The following is a 16008-nucleotide window of genomic DNA, read 5'->3' as shown; positions in this document are numbered from 1 at the left end:
ACCCTAACGCAACTTTATTGCCATTAAGATTCAAGAGGCCACGATGACCCAATCGCAGAAAGACCGCCCCTGGCTCATTCGCACCTATGCGGGCCATTCCACCGCCGCCGCCTCCAACGCGCTTTATCGCTCCAACCTTGAGCGCGGGCAGACTGGCCTCTCGGTCGCTTTCGATCTGCCGACCCAGACCGGCTATGACAGCGACCATGTGCTCAGCCGCGGTGAGGTCGGCAAGGTAGGCGTGCCGGTGAACCACCTCGGCGACATGCGCGCGCTGTTCGACGGCATTCCGCTTGAGCAGATGAACACCTCCATGACGATTAACGCAACGGCCCCTTGGCTGCTGGCGCTTTATATCGCCGTGACCGAGGAACAGGGCGCGGATGTGACCGCGCTGCAGGGCACGGTGCAGAATGATCTGATCAAGGAATACCTCAGCCGCGGCACCTATATCTGCCCGCCTGCGCCATCGCTCAAGATGATCGCGGATGTGGCCGAATTCTGCTATACGAATGTGCCGAAATGGAACCCGATGAACGTCTGTTCCTACCACCTCCAAGAGGCCGGGGCGACGCCTGAACAGGAATTGGCCTTTGCGCTGGCCACTGCGACAGCCGTGTTGGATGCCCTAAAGCCCCGTGTCCCCGCGGAAGATTTCCCGCAATTGGTGGGCCGTATTTCCTTTTTCGTGAACGCAGGCATCCGCTTTGTCACCGAAATGTGCAAAATGCGTGCCTTCGTAGACCTTTGGGATGAAATCTGCCGTGAGCGTTATGGCGTGGATGACCCGAAATTCCGACGTTTCCGCTATGGGGTGCAGGTCAATTCACTGGGGCTGACCGAACAACAACCCGAGAATAACGTCTACCGTATTCTCATTGAAATGCTGGCTGTGACCCTGTCGAAAAAAGCCCGCGCCCGCGCTGTGCAATTGCCCGCATGGAACGAAGCGCTCGGTCTGCCCCGCCCATGGGACCAACAATGGTCAATGCGGATGCAGCAAATCATGGCCCATGAAACCGATCTTTTGGAATTCGACGATCTTTTCGACGGCAACCCGGCGGTCGACGCGAAGGTTGAATTGCTCAAACAAGGCGCGCGCGCGGAATTGGCGAACTTGGACGGAATGGGCGGTGCTATTTCCGCAATTGATTACATGAAGGGTCGTTTGGTCGAAAGTAACGCCGACCGTCTGCGCCGAATTGAAAGCGGCGAAACCGTGGTTGTCGGGGTCAACAAATGGCAACAAGGTGCGCCCTCTCCGCTGATGACGGGCGCGGGCGATATCATGCAATCCGATCCGGGGGCAGAAGCCGATCAGCTTTCTCGGCTAGAAGCATGGCGCGCGGCCCGCAATGACGATGCAGTGAAAAAGGCGCTGGCCGATCTGCGCCTCGCGGCCGAGAAGGGTGAAAACATCATGCCCGCCTCAATCGCTGCCGCAAAAGCTGGCGTAACCACCGGTGAATGGGCCGCTCAGATGCGCGCGATACATGGGGAATACCGTGGCCCCACAGGGGTTTCCGCAGGCCAATCGAACAAGACCGAAGGGTTGGATGATCTGCGTGACGCAGTAGATGCGGTAAGTGACCGTCTGGGCCGCAGGCTCAAGTTCCTCGTCGGCAAACCGGGGCTTGATGGCCACTCTAACGGGGCCGAACAGATCGCCGTTCGCGCCCGCGATTGCGGCATGGACATCAGCTATGAAGGCATCCGCCTGACCCCTGCCGAGATCGTCGAGGCCGCAAAAGCGGAAGACGCCCATGTTGTCGGCCTGTCGATCCTTTCGGGATCTCATGTGCCACTTGTCGAAGAACTTATGAAACGTATGGCAGAGGCCGGGTTGAACCATGTCCCGGTAATTGTCGGCGGTATTATTCCCGAAGCCGACGCAACCCGTCTGCGGGCCGCCGGGGTAGCGCAGGTATATACGCCTAAAGACTTCGAATTGAACGTGATTATGCATGATATCATTACGCTCGCCGACCCCGCTGCGGTAGCCGCCGAGTAGTTTGACACAAAATATATCGTGCAATTGGCGAATTAGCTCTATAATTGCCCTGACCAGCACAATCTGGAAAGGAAAAATCAGATATGGAAAAAGACCTGAAATCCATGAGCCGCAAGGATCTGGAGAAACTTCTGTCGGATGTCAAAAAGGCATTGCAGGCGGCGCAGTCGCGCGAACGCCGCGCCGCGCGCAAAGCGGCCCAAAAGGCTGCGGCGGAATATGGCTTTTCCCTCAATGACTTGGCCGAAGAAACACCCGCACCCAAGAAGGCTAAGAAACCACGCAAAGCGGCCACCGGCCCGAAATCAAAGCCCCAATTTGCCAATCCGGAAAATCCATCCCAAACCTGGACCGGCAAAGGCCGTCAGCCAAATTGGTTTCGCGCACAGGTAGAAAAAGGCAGCGATCCCGAAACAATGCGGCTTTAATCGACGTCCCGACGAATTTTAGGGCACCGCGCGAATTGGGTTTCGCCGGTGCCTTTTTTCGAGAATAACGCATTCGTGAATTATCTCGCCGGTGCCCCTGTCCCTCCAGTTACCGCCTTTACGTCATCCATCACTCCCCTTGTGAACCGCGCCGCCCACAGGCAAAATGCGCGAAACATCAGGAGATAGAAATGACCGTCCATATTGGCGCCAAAGTCGGCGATATTGCTGAAACCGTATTGATGCCCGGCGATCCTTACCGCGCGAAATGGGCGGCTGAGACTTTTCTCGAAGGGGCCGAATTGGTCAACGAAGTCCGCGGGATGCTGGGTTTCACCGGCACATGGCGCGGCAATCGCGTAACCATCCAAGGCTCCGGCATGGGCATGCCATCCCTGTCGATCTATGCCAATGAACTGATGACGGAATATGGCGCGCAGACTTTGATCCGCATCGGGTCTTGCGGCGGGATGCAAAGCCATGTTGGCATTCGTGACGTGATCATCGCCATGACCGCCAGCACCATCACCTCCCCTTCTTCCGGCATATTCCGTGAATTGAACTATGCGCCCTGCGCAGACTGGGGGCTCCTGCGCGCGGCCGTCACAGCTGCCGAGAAATTGGATACCAAGACCCATGTCGGTGGCATCTATTCTTCGGATATCTTTTATGCCGAACGCCCTGATCTGGACAAACAAATGGTCCGCCATGGTATTCTGGGCGTCGAGATGGAAGCGGCTGAACTTTACACGCTAGCCGCGCGGCACAAGCGCCGGGCGCTGGCCGTATTGACCGTAAGCGATCATTTGCAGACTGGTGAGGCTTTGCCTTCAGAGGACCGCGAAAAGAGCTTTGGCGATATGGTTGAGATTGCACTGGAAGCGGCATTTTCCTGAGGTGCGCGCCCGTTGAGAGTGCGGACGGTATTTGAAAAAGGATGAAGAGGCGCGGCAGGGGTCGCGCCTTTTGCTGTTGTTGTGGTGGGTATCAGGCGCGTGCGGAAATATGTAGAGCATGGCTTACAGGCGCGGTGTATCGAGCCCTTTGAGGCAGCGGTCCGGTGGGCCTTCGCTGCGGTAGGCTTCGGCCCCGCAGGCGACGCAGTGGTATTTGCGCAGGGCGCCCTTGTCCCCTGCCCGGTCTTCGCGCCAGCGGCAGTCGCGCGTGGGCGCGTTGCGACGGGCAAAGATCAGCACGATCACAAAGACGATAACGATGACGAAGGGTAGGATCATAAGATAACCAAAGGCCCGGCGCTTGGCCGGGCCCTGTTGTCTTTAGACAGTCCGTTCGACCATCAGTTTTTTGATATTGGCAATCGCCGCTGCCGGGTTCAGCCCCTTGGGGCAGGTCTTGGCGCAGTTCATGATCGTGTGGCAGCGGTAGAGCTTGAAGGGGTCTTCGAGGTCATCCAAGCGCTCGCCTGTCGCCTCGTCCCGGCTGTCGATGATCCAGCGGTAGGCATGCAGCAGCGCTGCCGGCCCGAGGTAGCGGTCGCCGTTCCACCAGTAGCTGGGGCAGGAAGTCGAGCAGCAGGCGCACATGATGCACTCATAAAGACCGTCGAGCTTGGCGCGGTCGTCGATCGATTGTTTCCACTCTTTACGCGGCTCAGGCGTCTCGGTTTCCAGCCAGGGTTGGATCGAAGCGTGCTGGGCGTAGAAGTGCGTCAGATCGGGGATCAGGTCTTTGACCACCGGCATATGCGGCAGCGGGTAGATTTTGACCACGCCGTTGATCTCTTCCATGCCGTAGGTGCAGGCCAGTGTGTTGATCCCGTCGATATTCATCGCGCAGGAGCCGCAGATGCCTTCGCGGCAGGAGCGGCGGAAGGTCAGCGTGGGGTCAATCTCGTTCTTGATCTTGATCAGCGCGTCGAGAATCATCGGCCCGCAATCGTCCATGTCGACGAAATAGGTGTCGAGCGCCGGGTTTTTGCCGTCGTCGGGGTTCCAGCGATAGATGTGGAACTCGCGCATGTTGGTCGCGCCCGAGGGCTTGGGCCATGTCTTGCCGCTGGTCATGCGGGAGTTTTTGGGAAGCGTCAGTTGAACCATTGTGCGTCTCCTAAAGCGTCATGCCAGCTGCAGGCGCGGCGGCCAGCAGGCAGGTGCGGGTCTCGGGGCGCGACAGGATCGTGCGCACGGTGCCCGTTGTTGTGTCGTCCACGCCGACCACGGTGGCGCGGGCCAATTCGCGCAGCTCCAGCGCGTCGGCATTGTCGATGATGCAATCGGTGAAGGGGGTGATTAGCTCTTTCGGCACCTGCGGGAAACGGGTGGCCAGAACTTCGGTCACCACACCTTTTGAGGTCTGGCGGGCGGTGTCATCCACCGCCTGCTGAACTTCAACACAGCCCGAAAGAGCTGCCAACGTGGCCGCGATGAGTGCTGTGCGAACCATCAATACACCCGTGCCTTGGGGGCGATCTTCTTCATGTCGATCCCGCCTTCGTCTTCTTTCGTCAGCGGGTCGAGGTGCACGGCGCGATAGGTGAGTTTCGCGTTATTGCCATCGAACCACGCCAGCGAGTGCTTGCGCCATTCGTCGTCGTTCCGATCCGGGTAGTCCTCATGCGCGTGTGCGCCCCGGCTCTCTTTGCGGGCAGCGGCGGCGGTGATCGTGGCGGTGGCGTTGGGCATCAGGTTGGTCAGCTCCAGCGTCTCCATCAGGTCAGAGTTCCACACGAGGCTGCGGTCGGTGACATGCAGGTCGTTCAGCTTGTCGGCGACTTCGATCATCTTCTCGCGGCCCTCTTCCAGCGTCTTATCGGTGCGGAAAACGGCGGCGTCGGCCTGCATGGTCTTCTGCATCTCGAGGCGCAGTTCGGCTGTCGGCGTGCCGCCCTTGGCATTGCGCAGACCGTCGAAGCGATCGAATGCCTTTTCCACCGATTTGAGGTTCGGCGCGGGCACCGGGCTGTCGGCGTCGACGATCTTGGCCGCGCGGATCGCGGCGGCGCGGCCAAAGACCACGAGGTCAATGAGCGAGTTGGAGCCGAGACGGTTCGCACCATGCACGGAGGCACAGCCCGCTTCGCCCACGGCCATCAGGCCGGGTGCGATGGCGTCGGGGTTGTCGGCGGTCGGGTTCAGCACTTCGCCCCAGTAGTTCGTGGGGATGCCGCCCATGTTGTAGTGCACCGTCGGCAGCACTGGGATCGGCTCTTTCGTAAGGTCCACACCGGCAAAGATACGCGCGGATTCCGAGATGCCCGGCAGGCGCAGATCCAGCGTTTCCGGTGGCAGGTGGTTCAGGTGCAGGTGGATGTGGTCTTTGTTTTCGCCCACACCGCGGCCTTCGCGGATTTCCATCGTCATGCAGCGCGAAACCACGTCACGCGAGGCAAGGTCTTTATAGGTCGGCGCATAGCGCTCCATGAAGCGCTCGCCCTCGGAGTTGGTCAGATAACCGCCTTCGCCGCGTGCGCCTTCGGTGATCAGGCAGCCCGCACCGTAGATGCCGGTGGGGTGGAACTGAACGAATTCCATGTCTTGCAGCGGCAGACCCGCGCGGGCCGCCATGCCGCCACCGTCGCCGGTGCAGGTATGCGCCGAGGTGGCCGAGAAATAGGCCCGACCATAGCCGCCCGTCGCCAGCACGACCATCTTGGCGCTGAACAGGTGCATAGTGCCGTCGTCGAGTTTCCAGCAGAGCACACCTTGGCAGACACCGTCGTCCGACATGATCAGGTCGATGGCAAAATACTCGATGAAGAATTCTGCGTTTTGCTTCAGCGACTGGCCGTAAAGCGTGTGCAGGATCGCGTGACCAGTCCGGTCGGCGGCGGCACAGGTGCGCTGCACGGGGGGGCCTTCGCCAAATTCGGTGGTGTGACCGCCAAAGGGACGCTGATAGATCTTGCCTTCTTCGGTGCGCGAGAAGGGCACGCCGTAATGCTCAAGCTCGTAAACCGCCTTGGGCGCTTCGCGGGCGAGGTATTCCATCGCATCAGTGTCGCCCAGCCAGTCCGAGCCTTTGACCGTGTCATACATATGCCACTGCCAGTTGTCCGGGCCCATGTTGGACAGTGACGCCGCAATGCCGCCCTGCGCCGCTACGGTGTGCGAACGGGTTGGAAAAACCTTGGAAATACAGGCCGTGCGCAGCCCCTGCTCCGCCATGCCCAAAGTCGCGCGCAGACCAGCACCGCCTGCCCCCACCACGACAACGTCATATTCGTGGGTTTCATATTCATATGCTGCCATTTAATCGGTCTCCCGTTTGGGCGTATTGTTTACAGGGCGAGCTTGGCGATGGCGAAAACGCCGACCGCTGCTGCGCCGTAGCTGATGATGGTCATCACGATGAGGGCGATCTTGTTGGCCAGCCCGTGGACATAGTCCTCGATCAGAACCTGCACGCCGTCATTGAAGTGTTTGAAGCCCACGATCAGCGTCAGGGCCGCCACGATGGCCGGGAAAGGCCGCGCGTAATAGGCAAGGATCTCTTCGTATGTCCCGCCAAGCGCGCTGCCGAAGGTAAAGACGAACAGCGGGATCAACACCAAAAGCGCCAGCGACGACACTTTCATCGCCCAGAAATGCGCGGTGCCGGTTTTCGCCGAGCCAAGGCCACGGGCGCGTTTGCGATCTGTCATGTATGCCATGGTGTCGCTCCTCAAACGATGATGATGGTCAGGATGGTCAGCACGACCGACCCGATCAGTGCCGCGATGCCTAGCTTTTCAGCGGTCGGCACGTCGAGCATGCGGCCCGTGTCCCAGATCAGGTGACGCACGCCAGCCAGCGTGTGATACCACAGACCCAAGAGCGACAGGGTGAACACCAGATCACCGAACCAGCTGGTCATGATCCCGTTCACGGTGTCGAAATACTCAACCGACGTCGCGGCGGCGAGGAACCACCACACGATCAACAGCGCGGTGATCAACATCGCGTTGCCGGTGATCCGGGTGAGAATCGACGTCATAGAGGTCAACTGTGGGCGGTAGATCGTCAAATGCGGGGAAAGCGGGCGGTTACCCCGGTTCACATCGGCCATGGCGCGGTCCTTTGTCCTGTGCTTTGTCCTGTGCTTTGCATCTTGATAGCGGTTTTTACAGGACTGTCACGGGGAACTGCGGGGAATCTGCGGGGTTTGGCCGGTGTTTCAGTGGAAAAATGACAGAGTGATGTGGTCATGCCCACTTTTGTGATCACAGCATATTATCGTGTGATCACAAATCCTGCACCCCCCGAACGAAAAAGCGCGCCCCGTGAGGGACGCGCTTTCCAATTGGTATGCTCTGGCGCTTACGCGAGGCTCTCGTCGATGCCTTTGCAGGCTTCAACCAAACCTTTGACCGCATTGACGGAGTTGTCGAACATCGCCTGCTCGTCTTTGTTCATCGAAATCTCGACGACGCGCTCGACACCGCCAGCACCGATCACGGTAGGCACGCCGACGTAGAAGCCATTCAAGCCGTAAGCACCATCGACATGCGCCGCTGCGGGCAGCACGCGCTTTTGGTCTTTCAGATAAGCTTCGGCCATCTCAATGGCGGAAGTGGCAGGCGCGTAGAAGGCCGAACCGGTCTTCAGCAGGCCAACGATCTCGGCACCGCCGTCACGGGTGCGCTGCACGATCGCGTCAAGTTTGTCCTGCGTGGTCCAGCCCATCTTGACCAGATCGGGCAGCGGGATGCCTGCAACGGTGGAGTAGCGCACCAGCGGCACCATTGTGTCGCCGTGGCCGCCCAGAACGAAGGCGGTTACGTCTTTCATCGACACGTTGAACTCGGTCGCGAGGAAGTGACGGAAACGCGCGCTATCAAGCACGCCTGCCATGCCGCAAACCTTGTTGTGTGGCAGACCGGAGAATTCACGCAGCGCCCAGACCATCGCGTCGAGCGGGTTGGTGATGCAGATCACGAAAGCGTCGGGCGCGTGTTTGGCAATGCCCTCGCCCACGGATTTCATAACCTTGAGGTTGATGCCCAGCAGGTCATCGCGGCTCATGCCCGGCTTGCGTGCAACACCGGCGGTGACGATGCAAACATCCGCGCCTGCGATGTCGGCGTAATCTTGGGTGCCCGACATAGTGGCGTCGAACTTGCCCGAAGGGCCCGACGACGCGATATCGAGAGCTTTGCCCTCGGGTGTGCCCTCGGCAATGTCAAAAAGGACGACATCGCCCAATTCCTTCAACGCTGCGAGATGGGCGAGAGTGCCGCCGATTTGCCCCGCGCCAATAAGCGCGATCTTGGGTCTGGCCATGGTCATGTCTCCGACAGAGGTTTCATTTGCGCCGGAGATACCGAAATGCACCGTCCCGTGCAAGTTGCAGCATTACGCAGCGGCTAAACACTGCCCTCACCACGAAAAAGGCCGCCCCGAAGGGCGGCCAATTGCTGAAACTTAGAGCGAAATATTATTCAGCTTCGTATTCGGGCTGCGATTCCAGACGCTCTTCGGTGCTGTCGATGTAGATACGCACATCGTCACCTTCGACGTTTTTCAGAACCTGCAGCTCATCAAATGTCACGGCCACTGGCTTTTCGCCCAGACCAAGGAAACCGCCTACGTTGATGACAACACGGTCAATCTGGCCGTCGTCGCCAAGCAGCAACGAGTCGATTTCGCCTACGGTTTCGTCATTGGCCCCATATACATAGGAGCCTTCAAGATCTTCAGCAGTCAACTGCTCGATCATGCCCGCTTCGGCGGCTTCATAACCTTCGCGCTCAACTTCTGGGCGCGGCAGCATGTCACGCTCAACGGTCTCGTCACCGGTGATTACGGTGGTATTGGCGTCAGCTTCGTTGACAGCTTCTTCTGTCTCGGCTTCGGCGTTTTCCATCATGGTGTCGGCTTCTTCCGCCATTTCCTCAGATTCGGCCTCTACTTCATTGGCCATTTCTTCGGTTTCGGCTTCAACGTTCTCGGCCGCGTTCTCAGCGTCCTGCGCCATTTCGTCGGTCTCGGCGTCTACTTCGTTGGCCATTTCCTCAGTTTCGGTTTCGGCACCGTCGACGACTGTGGCATTGTCGCCAGTTTCGGTCATCGCCTCGCCTTCCATGGCTTCACCTTCCATCGCTTCGCCTTCCATCATGGGGCGTTCGAATTCAGGGGCCTGCTCCAGCATCTCTTTCGAGGTGTTCACAACGAGGAAACGATCACCGTCTTCGTCGTTCAGGATGGTGATCTTATCCATGGAGATGGACACGTCGCGTTCACCCATACCAAGGAAGCCACCGATACCAAGAATAACGGCAGTCACGTCACCGTCTTTGGTCACGATGATGTCGTTGATCTCGCCAATGTCATCCCACTCTTGCTCTGCGTCGGCTGCGACAGGTGTCGCGGCATCGACTTCGGCTTCAGAGTTGTAAATCCGCATACCGATCAGGTCGGATGCAAGGAAGTCTGTCTGCTCAACGGCGACGTTGCCAAAGCCTTCGGAATGCGCGTCAGCAAAGGCTGCGCCGGACATGGTCAGTACGATGGCTGTGGTGCTCAAAAAACGTTTCATTGTAGTACTCCTTCCAATGAGCGAGTGTTGTTCGCTCTTCTGGAACCACAACCCGAATGGCCTCATCCAGTTCCACCGCTGCTTAAATAAATAGCGCCATCCGCCATGCCCGAAACACAAAAAAAGGCGGCCACTGGCCGCCCGCGTCTCACTTAACCGTCAGACGTATATTACGCATCCTCACCCTTGGCTGGTAACGCTTCGGCCAATTCCTCAAACCCCTGCCCCGATGCGACCAGACAAGTGATCCCGTTGGTGCCCGTTACCGTGATCGTCCAACTTCCCGTCTGACGAGAGGCAAAGACTTCGACCACTGCATTATCGCCGCCCAGCCCCATAGACTGCCGCGTTTCACCGAATCCATCGGCCAGCCGCAGCACAACGTGGTCGCGTGGGGCGCAATTGCCGCGCGTCTGCGCTTCTGTCGTGGTGGCAAGCACCAAGGCCGACGCGGCGGTCAGCGCAGCAAGGTGAAAGACTTTCATTAAACGTGTCATAGCATCTGCCTCTGCATCAAAAGGCGTGGCCCTTGGGACTGGCGATGCGCTGTATTTCACATCGGACCATGGGCGGCCTAGGTTGAAATGACTGCACCTGCTGTGGTGTGATGTTTCGACAGATGCGATGCAGACCAAATTGCGCCCTAGGCCTGAAGGAGTGGTTAACCCGCCGTCCGGAACAGCCGCGCAACAGTGTTCGCTGCGCCGCGGCATGTTTTGCCTTGAAGTTTTCGCACAAAAATGCCCCTCTGCACGCAACAATGTTAGGTGGCCGATGCGCCGCCCTGCCTAAGGAGCCATACATGACCGCCACAACCCGCCCGCTGCGTTCCGTCCTCTATATCCCCGGTTCCAAGCCTCGCGCGCTCGACAAAGCACGCGGTCTGGCCTGTGATGCGGTGATCTTCGACCTCGAAGATGCCGTTTCCCCTGATGAGAAAGTCGCCGCACGTGAAACATTGACTGAGGCGCTCGCTACAGGCGGATACGGCGCACGGATGCGGGTGGTGCGGATCAACGGGCTGGACACCGAATGGGGGGCGGACGACGCCCGTGCCGCCGCGGCGATGAAGCCCGATGCGATTCTGCTGCCTAAAGTCGGCTCCCCTGCCGATCTCGAAGCGCTGACCGAGATCGTCGGCGATGTGCCACTCTGGGCAATGATGGAAACCCCCGGCGCGATGCTCAACGCCGCCGCCATCGCCGGACACCGCCAGTTGCAGGCCATGGTCATGGGCACCAATGATCTGGCGAAAGACCTGCAAACCCGCTTCCGCCCCGACCGCCTGCCGCTGATCACCGGCCTCGGCCTCTGTCTGCTCGCAGCCAAGACGCATGGCGTGGCGATCATCGACGGGGTGTATAATGCGTTTAAGGATGACGACGGGCTGCGCGCCGAATGCGAACAGGGTCGCGACATGGGCTTTGACGGCAAAACGCTGATCCACCCCGCGCAGCTCGACATCGCCAATGCGGCCTTTACCCCTTCGGAGGAAGAAGCCGCCCTCGCCCGCCGCCAGATCGACGCCTATGAAGAGGCGCAGGCCGCCGGTCAGGGCGTGGCGGTCGTCGACGGAAAGATCGTGGAAAATCTCCATGTTGCCACCGCCCGCGAAACACTGGCAAAACTGGCGGCAATTGCAGCCATGAGCCCGGAGCCCTCGCCATGACAATTCTCATCCTCGGTCTGATCCTCTGGGTCGGTGCCCATCTCTTTAAACGTCTGATGCCTGCCAAACGGGCAGAACTCGACACCGCAGGCCGGGGCGCAGTCGCACTGGCGCTGGTCGTGGCACTTGCTCTAATCATCTGGGGCTATCGCGCGGCGGACTTCATCCCTGTCTGGAACCCGCCTGCGTTCCTTACCCATCTCAACAACCTCCTGATGGTGCTGGCCTTCTGGGTCTTCGGCTCAAGTGCAGCCAAAGGTGCCAAAGCCTGGCCCGCCTATAAAACCCGCCACCCGCAACTGCTCGCGGTGAAAATCTGGGCCACGGCACACCTACTGGTGAACGGTGATCTCGCCTCCATTCTGCTCTTTGGCACCATGCTGGGCTGGGCGGTCAGCGAAGTGATCCTCATCAACCGGGCCGAGCCGGGCTGGACACCCCCGCCCCACGCAGGCCGGGCCACCTATATCCGCCTGATCGTCATCTCTACGATCCTCTTCGTCCTTGTCGCCGGCATTCACACATGGCTCGGCGTTATCCCCTTCCCCAATTGATCCGGAGCCTCCCATGAAAGTTTACCGCTTCCTTTCCGAAGAAGACACGTCCGCCTTTTGCCATAAGGTCACCGATGCATTGAACAAAGGCTGGGAGCTTTACGGCTCCCCGACCCAGACATGGGACCACAAAGCCGGGGTCATGCGCTGCGGCCAAGCCGTGGTAAAGGACGCGCCCGGCACCTATTCGCCCGACACCAAACTAGGCGAACAGTGATGAGTAAAACCAATCGCGGCCGCTTTTTCGAAGATTATCAACTGGGCGAGGTGCTGCACCACGCAGTGCCCCGCACGGTTGGAGAGGGCGAACGCGCACTCTATCATGCGCTATATCCCGCGCGTCACGCGCTATATTCCGCGGACAGTTTTGCACAATCTTGCGGGCTTAAATCCAGCCCGCTTGACGATATGATCGCCTTTCACATCGTCTTCGGCAAAACAGTGCCGGATGTTTCGCTCAACGCGGTGGCCAACCTTGGCTATGCGCAAGGCCGCTGGCTAACGCCCGTCTGGCCTGGCGACACGCTGCGCGCCGAAAGCGAAGTCATCGGTCTCAAGCAAAACTCCAACGGGAAGACTGGTGTGGTCTGGGTCCGCACCACCGGGCTGAACCAACACAACGAGAAGGTCTTGGAATACGTCCGCTGGGTGATGGTGCGCAAAGGCGATCTGGACGCCGCCGCGCCCCAGACAACCGTGCCTGACCTGCCCGACGCCCTGACCGTCAACCAACTCAAGGTGCCGGAGGGGCTGATTTTCTCCGACTACGACTTCGCCCAAGCCGGAGAGCCGCACCGCTGGGGTGACTATGAACTGGGTGAAAAGATCGACCACGTGGACGGTGTGACGGTCGAAGAAGCCGAACACATGATCGCCACGCGCCTATGGCAGAACACCGCGAAAGTGCATTTCGAAACGTCCGCTCGGCCCGATGGGTCGCGGTTGATCTATGGCGGCCATGTTATCTCAATGGCGCGGGCGCTGTCGTTCAACGGGTTGGCCAATGCGCAGATGATCGTGGGGCTGAACGGTGGGGCCCATGCGAACCCCTGCCTATCGGGCGACACGATCCGCGCGTGGACCGAAGTCCTCGACAAAGCCGAGACAGCAGCCCCCGGCGTCGGCGCAATCCGACTGCGGCTGGTGGCCACCAAAGGGGGTGCCCCCTTTGAGTTACGCGATGAAGAGGGCAAATACCGCCCAGAGGTTCTTCTTGACCTCGATTATTGGGCGCTCATGCCGCGCTGAAATAGCGGCCCGACCAGACGGTCGGGCCACCTATCCCCCCTAATACAAGCAAAAATCAGCCGATTCGGACGGGCTGAGCAATTTTGTGATCACACGCATTTGACGTGTGATCACAAATGACATTTTTAGCTGGTCAAACCCGACTTTCTCCGAAAAAACCCTTACAGGAACGAGAGTCACCCCCATACTACGGGGCAACTGGAACAGAAACGGGACCGTTTTTCATGAACATCCACGAATATCAGGCGAAAGCCCTCCTGCGCAGCTATGGCGCCCCTGTCTCCGACGGCCGCGTCGTGCTCAAGGCCGAAGACGCCAAGACCGCCGCTGGTGAGATGGACGGCCCGCTTTGGGTGGTCAAAGCGCAGATCCACGCAGGTGGCCGCGGCAAAGGCAGCTTCAAAGAAGCCGGTGCTGGCGAAAAGGGCGGCGTGCGCCTGACCAAATCCGTGGAAGAAGCGGCAGAAGAAGCCAAAAAGATGCTGGGCAAGACGCTGGTCACGCACCAGACCGGCCCCGCAGGCAAGCAGGTCAACCGCATCTACATCGAAGACGGCTCCGACATTGAGCGCGAATTGTACCTCGCCCTGCTGGTGGATCGCCAGACCAGCCGCATCTCCTTTGTCTGCTCCACCGAAGGCGGCATGGACATCGAAGAAGTCGCCGACGCGACCCCTGAGAAAATCCTCAGCTTCTCCGTCGATCCGGCCACCGGCTACCAGCCCTACCACGGCCGCCGCGTTGCGTTTTCGCTGGGCCTCGAAGGCACGGCTGTCAAGCAGTGCGTCAAGCTGATGGGTCAGCTTTACCAAGCCTTCCTCGACAAAGACATGGAGATGCTGGAGATCAACCCACTGATCGTCATGCCCGGCAACGATCTGAAAGTGCTCGACGCGAAAGTCAGCTTTGACGGCAACGCCATGTACCGCCAGCCCGACGTCGCCAACCTGCGCGACGAGACCGAGGAAGACTCCAAGGAACTCGAAGCCTCCAAGTATGACCTGAACTACATCGCGCTCGACGGTGAGATCGGCTGCATGGTCAACGGCGCAGGCCTTGCGATGGCGACCATGGATATCATCAAGCTCTACGGTGCCGAGCCTGCCAACTTCCTCGACGTGGGCGGCGGTGCGACCAAGGAGAAGGTGACCGAAGCCTTCAAGATCATCACCTCCGATGAGAACGTCAAAGGCATCCTCGTGAACATCTTCGGTGGCATCATGCGCTGTGACGTCATCGCCGAAGGCGTTGTCGCCGCGGTGAAAGAAGTCGGTCTGAAAGTGCCGTTGGTTGTCCGCCTTGAGGGCACCAATGTCGAAGAAGGCAAAGCGATCATCAACAACTCCGGTCTTGATGTCATCGCCGCCGACGACCTGAAGGATGGCGCGCAGAAGATCGTGAAAGCGGTCAAAGGCTAAGCCCTTACTCGGCCATTCCCGCAAGCCCCCGCGCCTGCGGGAGTGGCCGATATCACCGTCCTTGCCGCCTCGCTGCGGCAGGGGCCGATGCGACGAAACAGCGCCGCGCCCACCCGATGATGCCCCGATGGAGCAATGAGGTCAGTATGGATCACTCTCCCAAATCCTCCCCCGTTCTGACGGGTATTGCGCTATTGGGGGCGGGCATTCTGATCCGGCAGTGGCAACCCGGCGCCCTGCGTCTGCCCGAACCGGTCAACCACCGGCGCCACGACCGCGGAATGCGCCGCGCCGCGCGGAAATCCCGCGACGGGTTGGCAATGATCCTGCCGTCGAACCTCACCGGCTCCATTGGCCGCAGCCTGATGATCATGGGCGCGGGTCTGCTGACCCTGCGGGTGCTGGACCTGCTGGTCGATCAAGATGAGCAGCTTTACTGATGCCCGCGCTTTCGCCCGCCCCCCTTATCCAACACGCGGCCAAGCGCGACCGTGCCCCGCAAAAGGTAGGCCTATGACACAGGCGCTTTCCTCCTCTCGTACCGGCTGGTGGATGATCCTCGCCCTGATCGTGGCCTTTGCCGCGCAGATGTTCGTCGTGAACGGCCTGCCTGCCGCCACCCAAACCACCCTGCTGGCCGAAGGCGGCTTTTACGAAAGCCTCTCCGTCGTGGGCTATATCCTCTGCATTCTCGCATTGGTCTGGACGCTGCGCGGCGCGGTGCTGCGGGTCTGGTATCTGCCGCTGGTGCTGGCGGTCATGGCCGCGCGCGAATTGGACCTCGACAAAAGCCTCTTCTCTCGCGGGCTCTTCAAAGCCCGGCAATATACCGGTGAGGGCGTTCCGCTGGCCGAACGGCTGATCGCCGCGCTGATCCTTGCGCTGATCGTCACCGCGATCCTGCTGATGCTTTGGCGTCACGCCCGTCCCTATCTCACGGCCCTGTTTCGCGGCCGCGCTTGGGCTGGGGCCGTCCTGCTCGGGATCGGCTTCACCGTCGCTTACAAACTGCTCGACGGCATCGCCCGCAAACTCGCCCCCTTGGGGATCGAAGTCAGCGCCGATGCCGAACGCACCGCCTTCGTCGTCGAGGAGATCGGGGAGCTTGGCATCCCGGTCATGTTCCTCGCCGCCATCCTGCTGTGGCCCGGCCCTTCGCTGACCACGGCGCATCCCACCAACCGGGCGCACCGCGTCTGACGCCCCC

19 protein-coding genes are annotated in these 16008 nt (G+C 59.9%); 10 read left to right on the top strand and 9 right to left on the bottom strand.

What is annotated here, in order from left to right; genetic code table 11:
• The first annotated feature begins 43 nt into the window (after positions 1-43).
• The 3 genes from BM229_RS14935 to deoD all read left to right on the top strand — a co-directional run bounded on the left by BM229_RS14935 (position 44) and on the right by deoD (position 3335).
• Positions 44-2011 carry a protein meaA gene (locus BM229_RS14935; protein ID WP_093928426.1) on the top strand — a complete coding sequence of 656 codons (1968 nt, stop codon included), beginning with the start codon at positions 44-46 and terminating at the stop codon, positions 2009-2011.
• 83 nt (positions 2012-2094) lie between these two features.
• Positions 2095-2439 carry an H-NS histone family protein gene (locus BM229_RS14930; protein WP_093928425.1) on the top strand — a complete coding sequence of 115 codons (345 nt, stop codon included), beginning with the start codon at positions 2095-2097 and terminating at the stop codon, positions 2437-2439.
• Between the two features lie 191 nt (positions 2440-2630).
• The gene (deoD, locus tag BM229_RS14925) at positions 2631-3335 is read left to right on the top strand and encodes a purine-nucleoside phosphorylase (protein ID WP_093928424.1); all 705 of its coding nucleotides are present in this window, start codon (positions 2631-2633) and stop codon (positions 3333-3335) included.
• Positions 3336-3458: 123 nt separating this feature from the next.
• Here deoD and BM229_RS14920 read toward each other — a convergent pair whose 3' ends face one another.
• The 9 genes from BM229_RS14920 to BM229_RS14880 form a co-directional block, all read right to left on the bottom strand.
• Positions 3459-3674: a hypothetical protein gene (locus BM229_RS14920; protein WP_067261889.1), complete on the bottom strand. Its 216-nt coding sequence runs from the start codon at positions 3672-3674 to the stop codon at positions 3459-3461.
• Between the two features lie 42 nt (positions 3675-3716).
• Entirely contained in the window at positions 3717-4496 is a 780-nt protein-coding gene (locus tag BM229_RS14915) for a succinate dehydrogenase iron-sulfur subunit (protein WP_093928423.1), read from the bottom strand.
• A gap of 10 nt (positions 4497-4506) precedes the next feature.
• The gene (locus tag BM229_RS14910) at positions 4507-4842 is read right to left on the bottom strand and encodes a hypothetical protein (RefSeq protein WP_208604092.1); all 336 of its coding nucleotides are present in this window, start codon (positions 4840-4842) and stop codon (positions 4507-4509) included.
• Complete coding sequence (gene sdhA, locus BM229_RS14905; protein WP_093928422.1) at positions 4842-6647, bottom strand: succinate dehydrogenase flavoprotein subunit; 1806 nt, start codon at positions 6645-6647, stop codon at positions 4842-4844. The genes BM229_RS14910 and sdhA overlap by 1 nt, the downstream gene beginning before the upstream one ends.
• 29 nt (positions 6648-6676) lie before the next feature.
• Positions 6677-7048 (bottom strand): succinate dehydrogenase, hydrophobic membrane anchor protein, encoded by a 372-nt coding sequence (sdhD, locus tag BM229_RS14900; protein WP_067940260.1) that lies wholly within the window; start codon positions 7046-7048, stop codon positions 6677-6679.
• Between the two features lie 11 nt (positions 7049-7059).
• Positions 7060-7443 carry a succinate dehydrogenase, cytochrome b556 subunit gene (gene sdhC / locus BM229_RS14895; RefSeq protein ID WP_093928421.1) on the bottom strand — a complete coding sequence of 128 codons (384 nt, stop codon included), beginning with the start codon at positions 7441-7443 and terminating at the stop codon, positions 7060-7062.
• Positions 7444-7694: 251 nt separating this feature from the next.
• Positions 7695-8657 (bottom strand): malate dehydrogenase, encoded by a 963-nt coding sequence (gene mdh, locus BM229_RS14890; protein ID WP_067261933.1) that lies wholly within the window; start codon positions 8655-8657, stop codon positions 7695-7697.
• A gap of 154 nt (positions 8658-8811) precedes the next feature.
• Complete coding sequence (locus BM229_RS14885) at positions 8812-9912, bottom strand: PRC-barrel domain-containing protein (RefSeq protein ID WP_093928420.1); 1101 nt, start codon at positions 9910-9912, stop codon at positions 8812-8814.
• Positions 9913-10082: 170 nt separating this feature from the next.
• Positions 10083-10409 (bottom strand): hypothetical protein, encoded by a 327-nt coding sequence (locus BM229_RS14880; RefSeq protein WP_093928419.1) that lies wholly within the window; start codon positions 10407-10409, stop codon positions 10083-10085.
• A 305-nt stretch (positions 10410-10714) separates the two neighbouring features.
• Here BM229_RS14880 and BM229_RS14875 point away from each other — a divergent pair, with 305 nt between their 5' ends.
• The 7 genes from BM229_RS14875 to BM229_RS14845 all read left to right on the top strand — a co-directional run bounded on the left by BM229_RS14875 (position 10715) and on the right by BM229_RS14845 (position 16001).
• Positions 10715-11581, top strand: coding sequence for an HpcH/HpaI aldolase/citrate lyase family protein (locus tag BM229_RS14875; protein ID WP_093928418.1), 867 nt, complete (start codon positions 10715-10717; stop codon positions 11579-11581).
• Positions 11578-12135, top strand: a complete 558-nt coding sequence (locus tag BM229_RS14870) for an NnrU family protein (protein WP_093928417.1) — start codon at positions 11578-11580, stop codon at positions 12133-12135. Before BM229_RS14875 ends, BM229_RS14870 begins: the two co-directional genes overlap by 4 nt.
• Positions 12136-12148: 13 nt before the next feature.
• On the top strand, positions 12149-12352 hold the full coding sequence (locus tag BM229_RS14865) for a DUF1737 domain-containing protein (protein WP_067261906.1): 204 nt from the start codon (positions 12149-12151) through the stop codon (positions 12350-12352).
• A complete protein-coding gene (locus tag BM229_RS14860) occupies positions 12352-13383 on the top strand; it encodes a MaoC family dehydratase (protein ID WP_093928416.1) in 1032 nt (343 codons plus the stop codon). The genes BM229_RS14865 and BM229_RS14860 overlap by 1 nt, the downstream gene beginning before the upstream one ends.
• A 224-nt stretch (positions 13384-13607) precedes the next feature.
• Entirely contained in the window at positions 13608-14801 is a 1194-nt protein-coding gene (gene sucC / locus BM229_RS14855) for an ADP-forming succinate--CoA ligase subunit beta (protein WP_093928415.1), read from the top strand.
• Between the two features lie 146 nt (positions 14802-14947).
• Positions 14948-15241, top strand: coding sequence for a hypothetical protein (locus BM229_RS14850; protein WP_093928414.1), 294 nt, complete (start codon positions 14948-14950; stop codon positions 15239-15241).
• Between the two features lie 73 nt (positions 15242-15314).
• A complete protein-coding gene (locus BM229_RS14845; protein WP_093928413.1) occupies positions 15315-16001 on the top strand; it encodes a hypothetical protein in 687 nt (228 codons plus the stop codon).
• Positions 16002-16008: the final 7 nt, after the last annotated feature.

The sequence above is a fragment of the Sulfitobacter dubius genome, from assembly GCF_900113435.1.
Classification (GTDB): domain Bacteria; phylum Pseudomonadota; class Alphaproteobacteria; order Rhodobacterales; family Rhodobacteraceae; genus Sulfitobacter; species Sulfitobacter dubius.
This window is presented reverse-complemented; position numbering and strand designations above follow the sequence as displayed.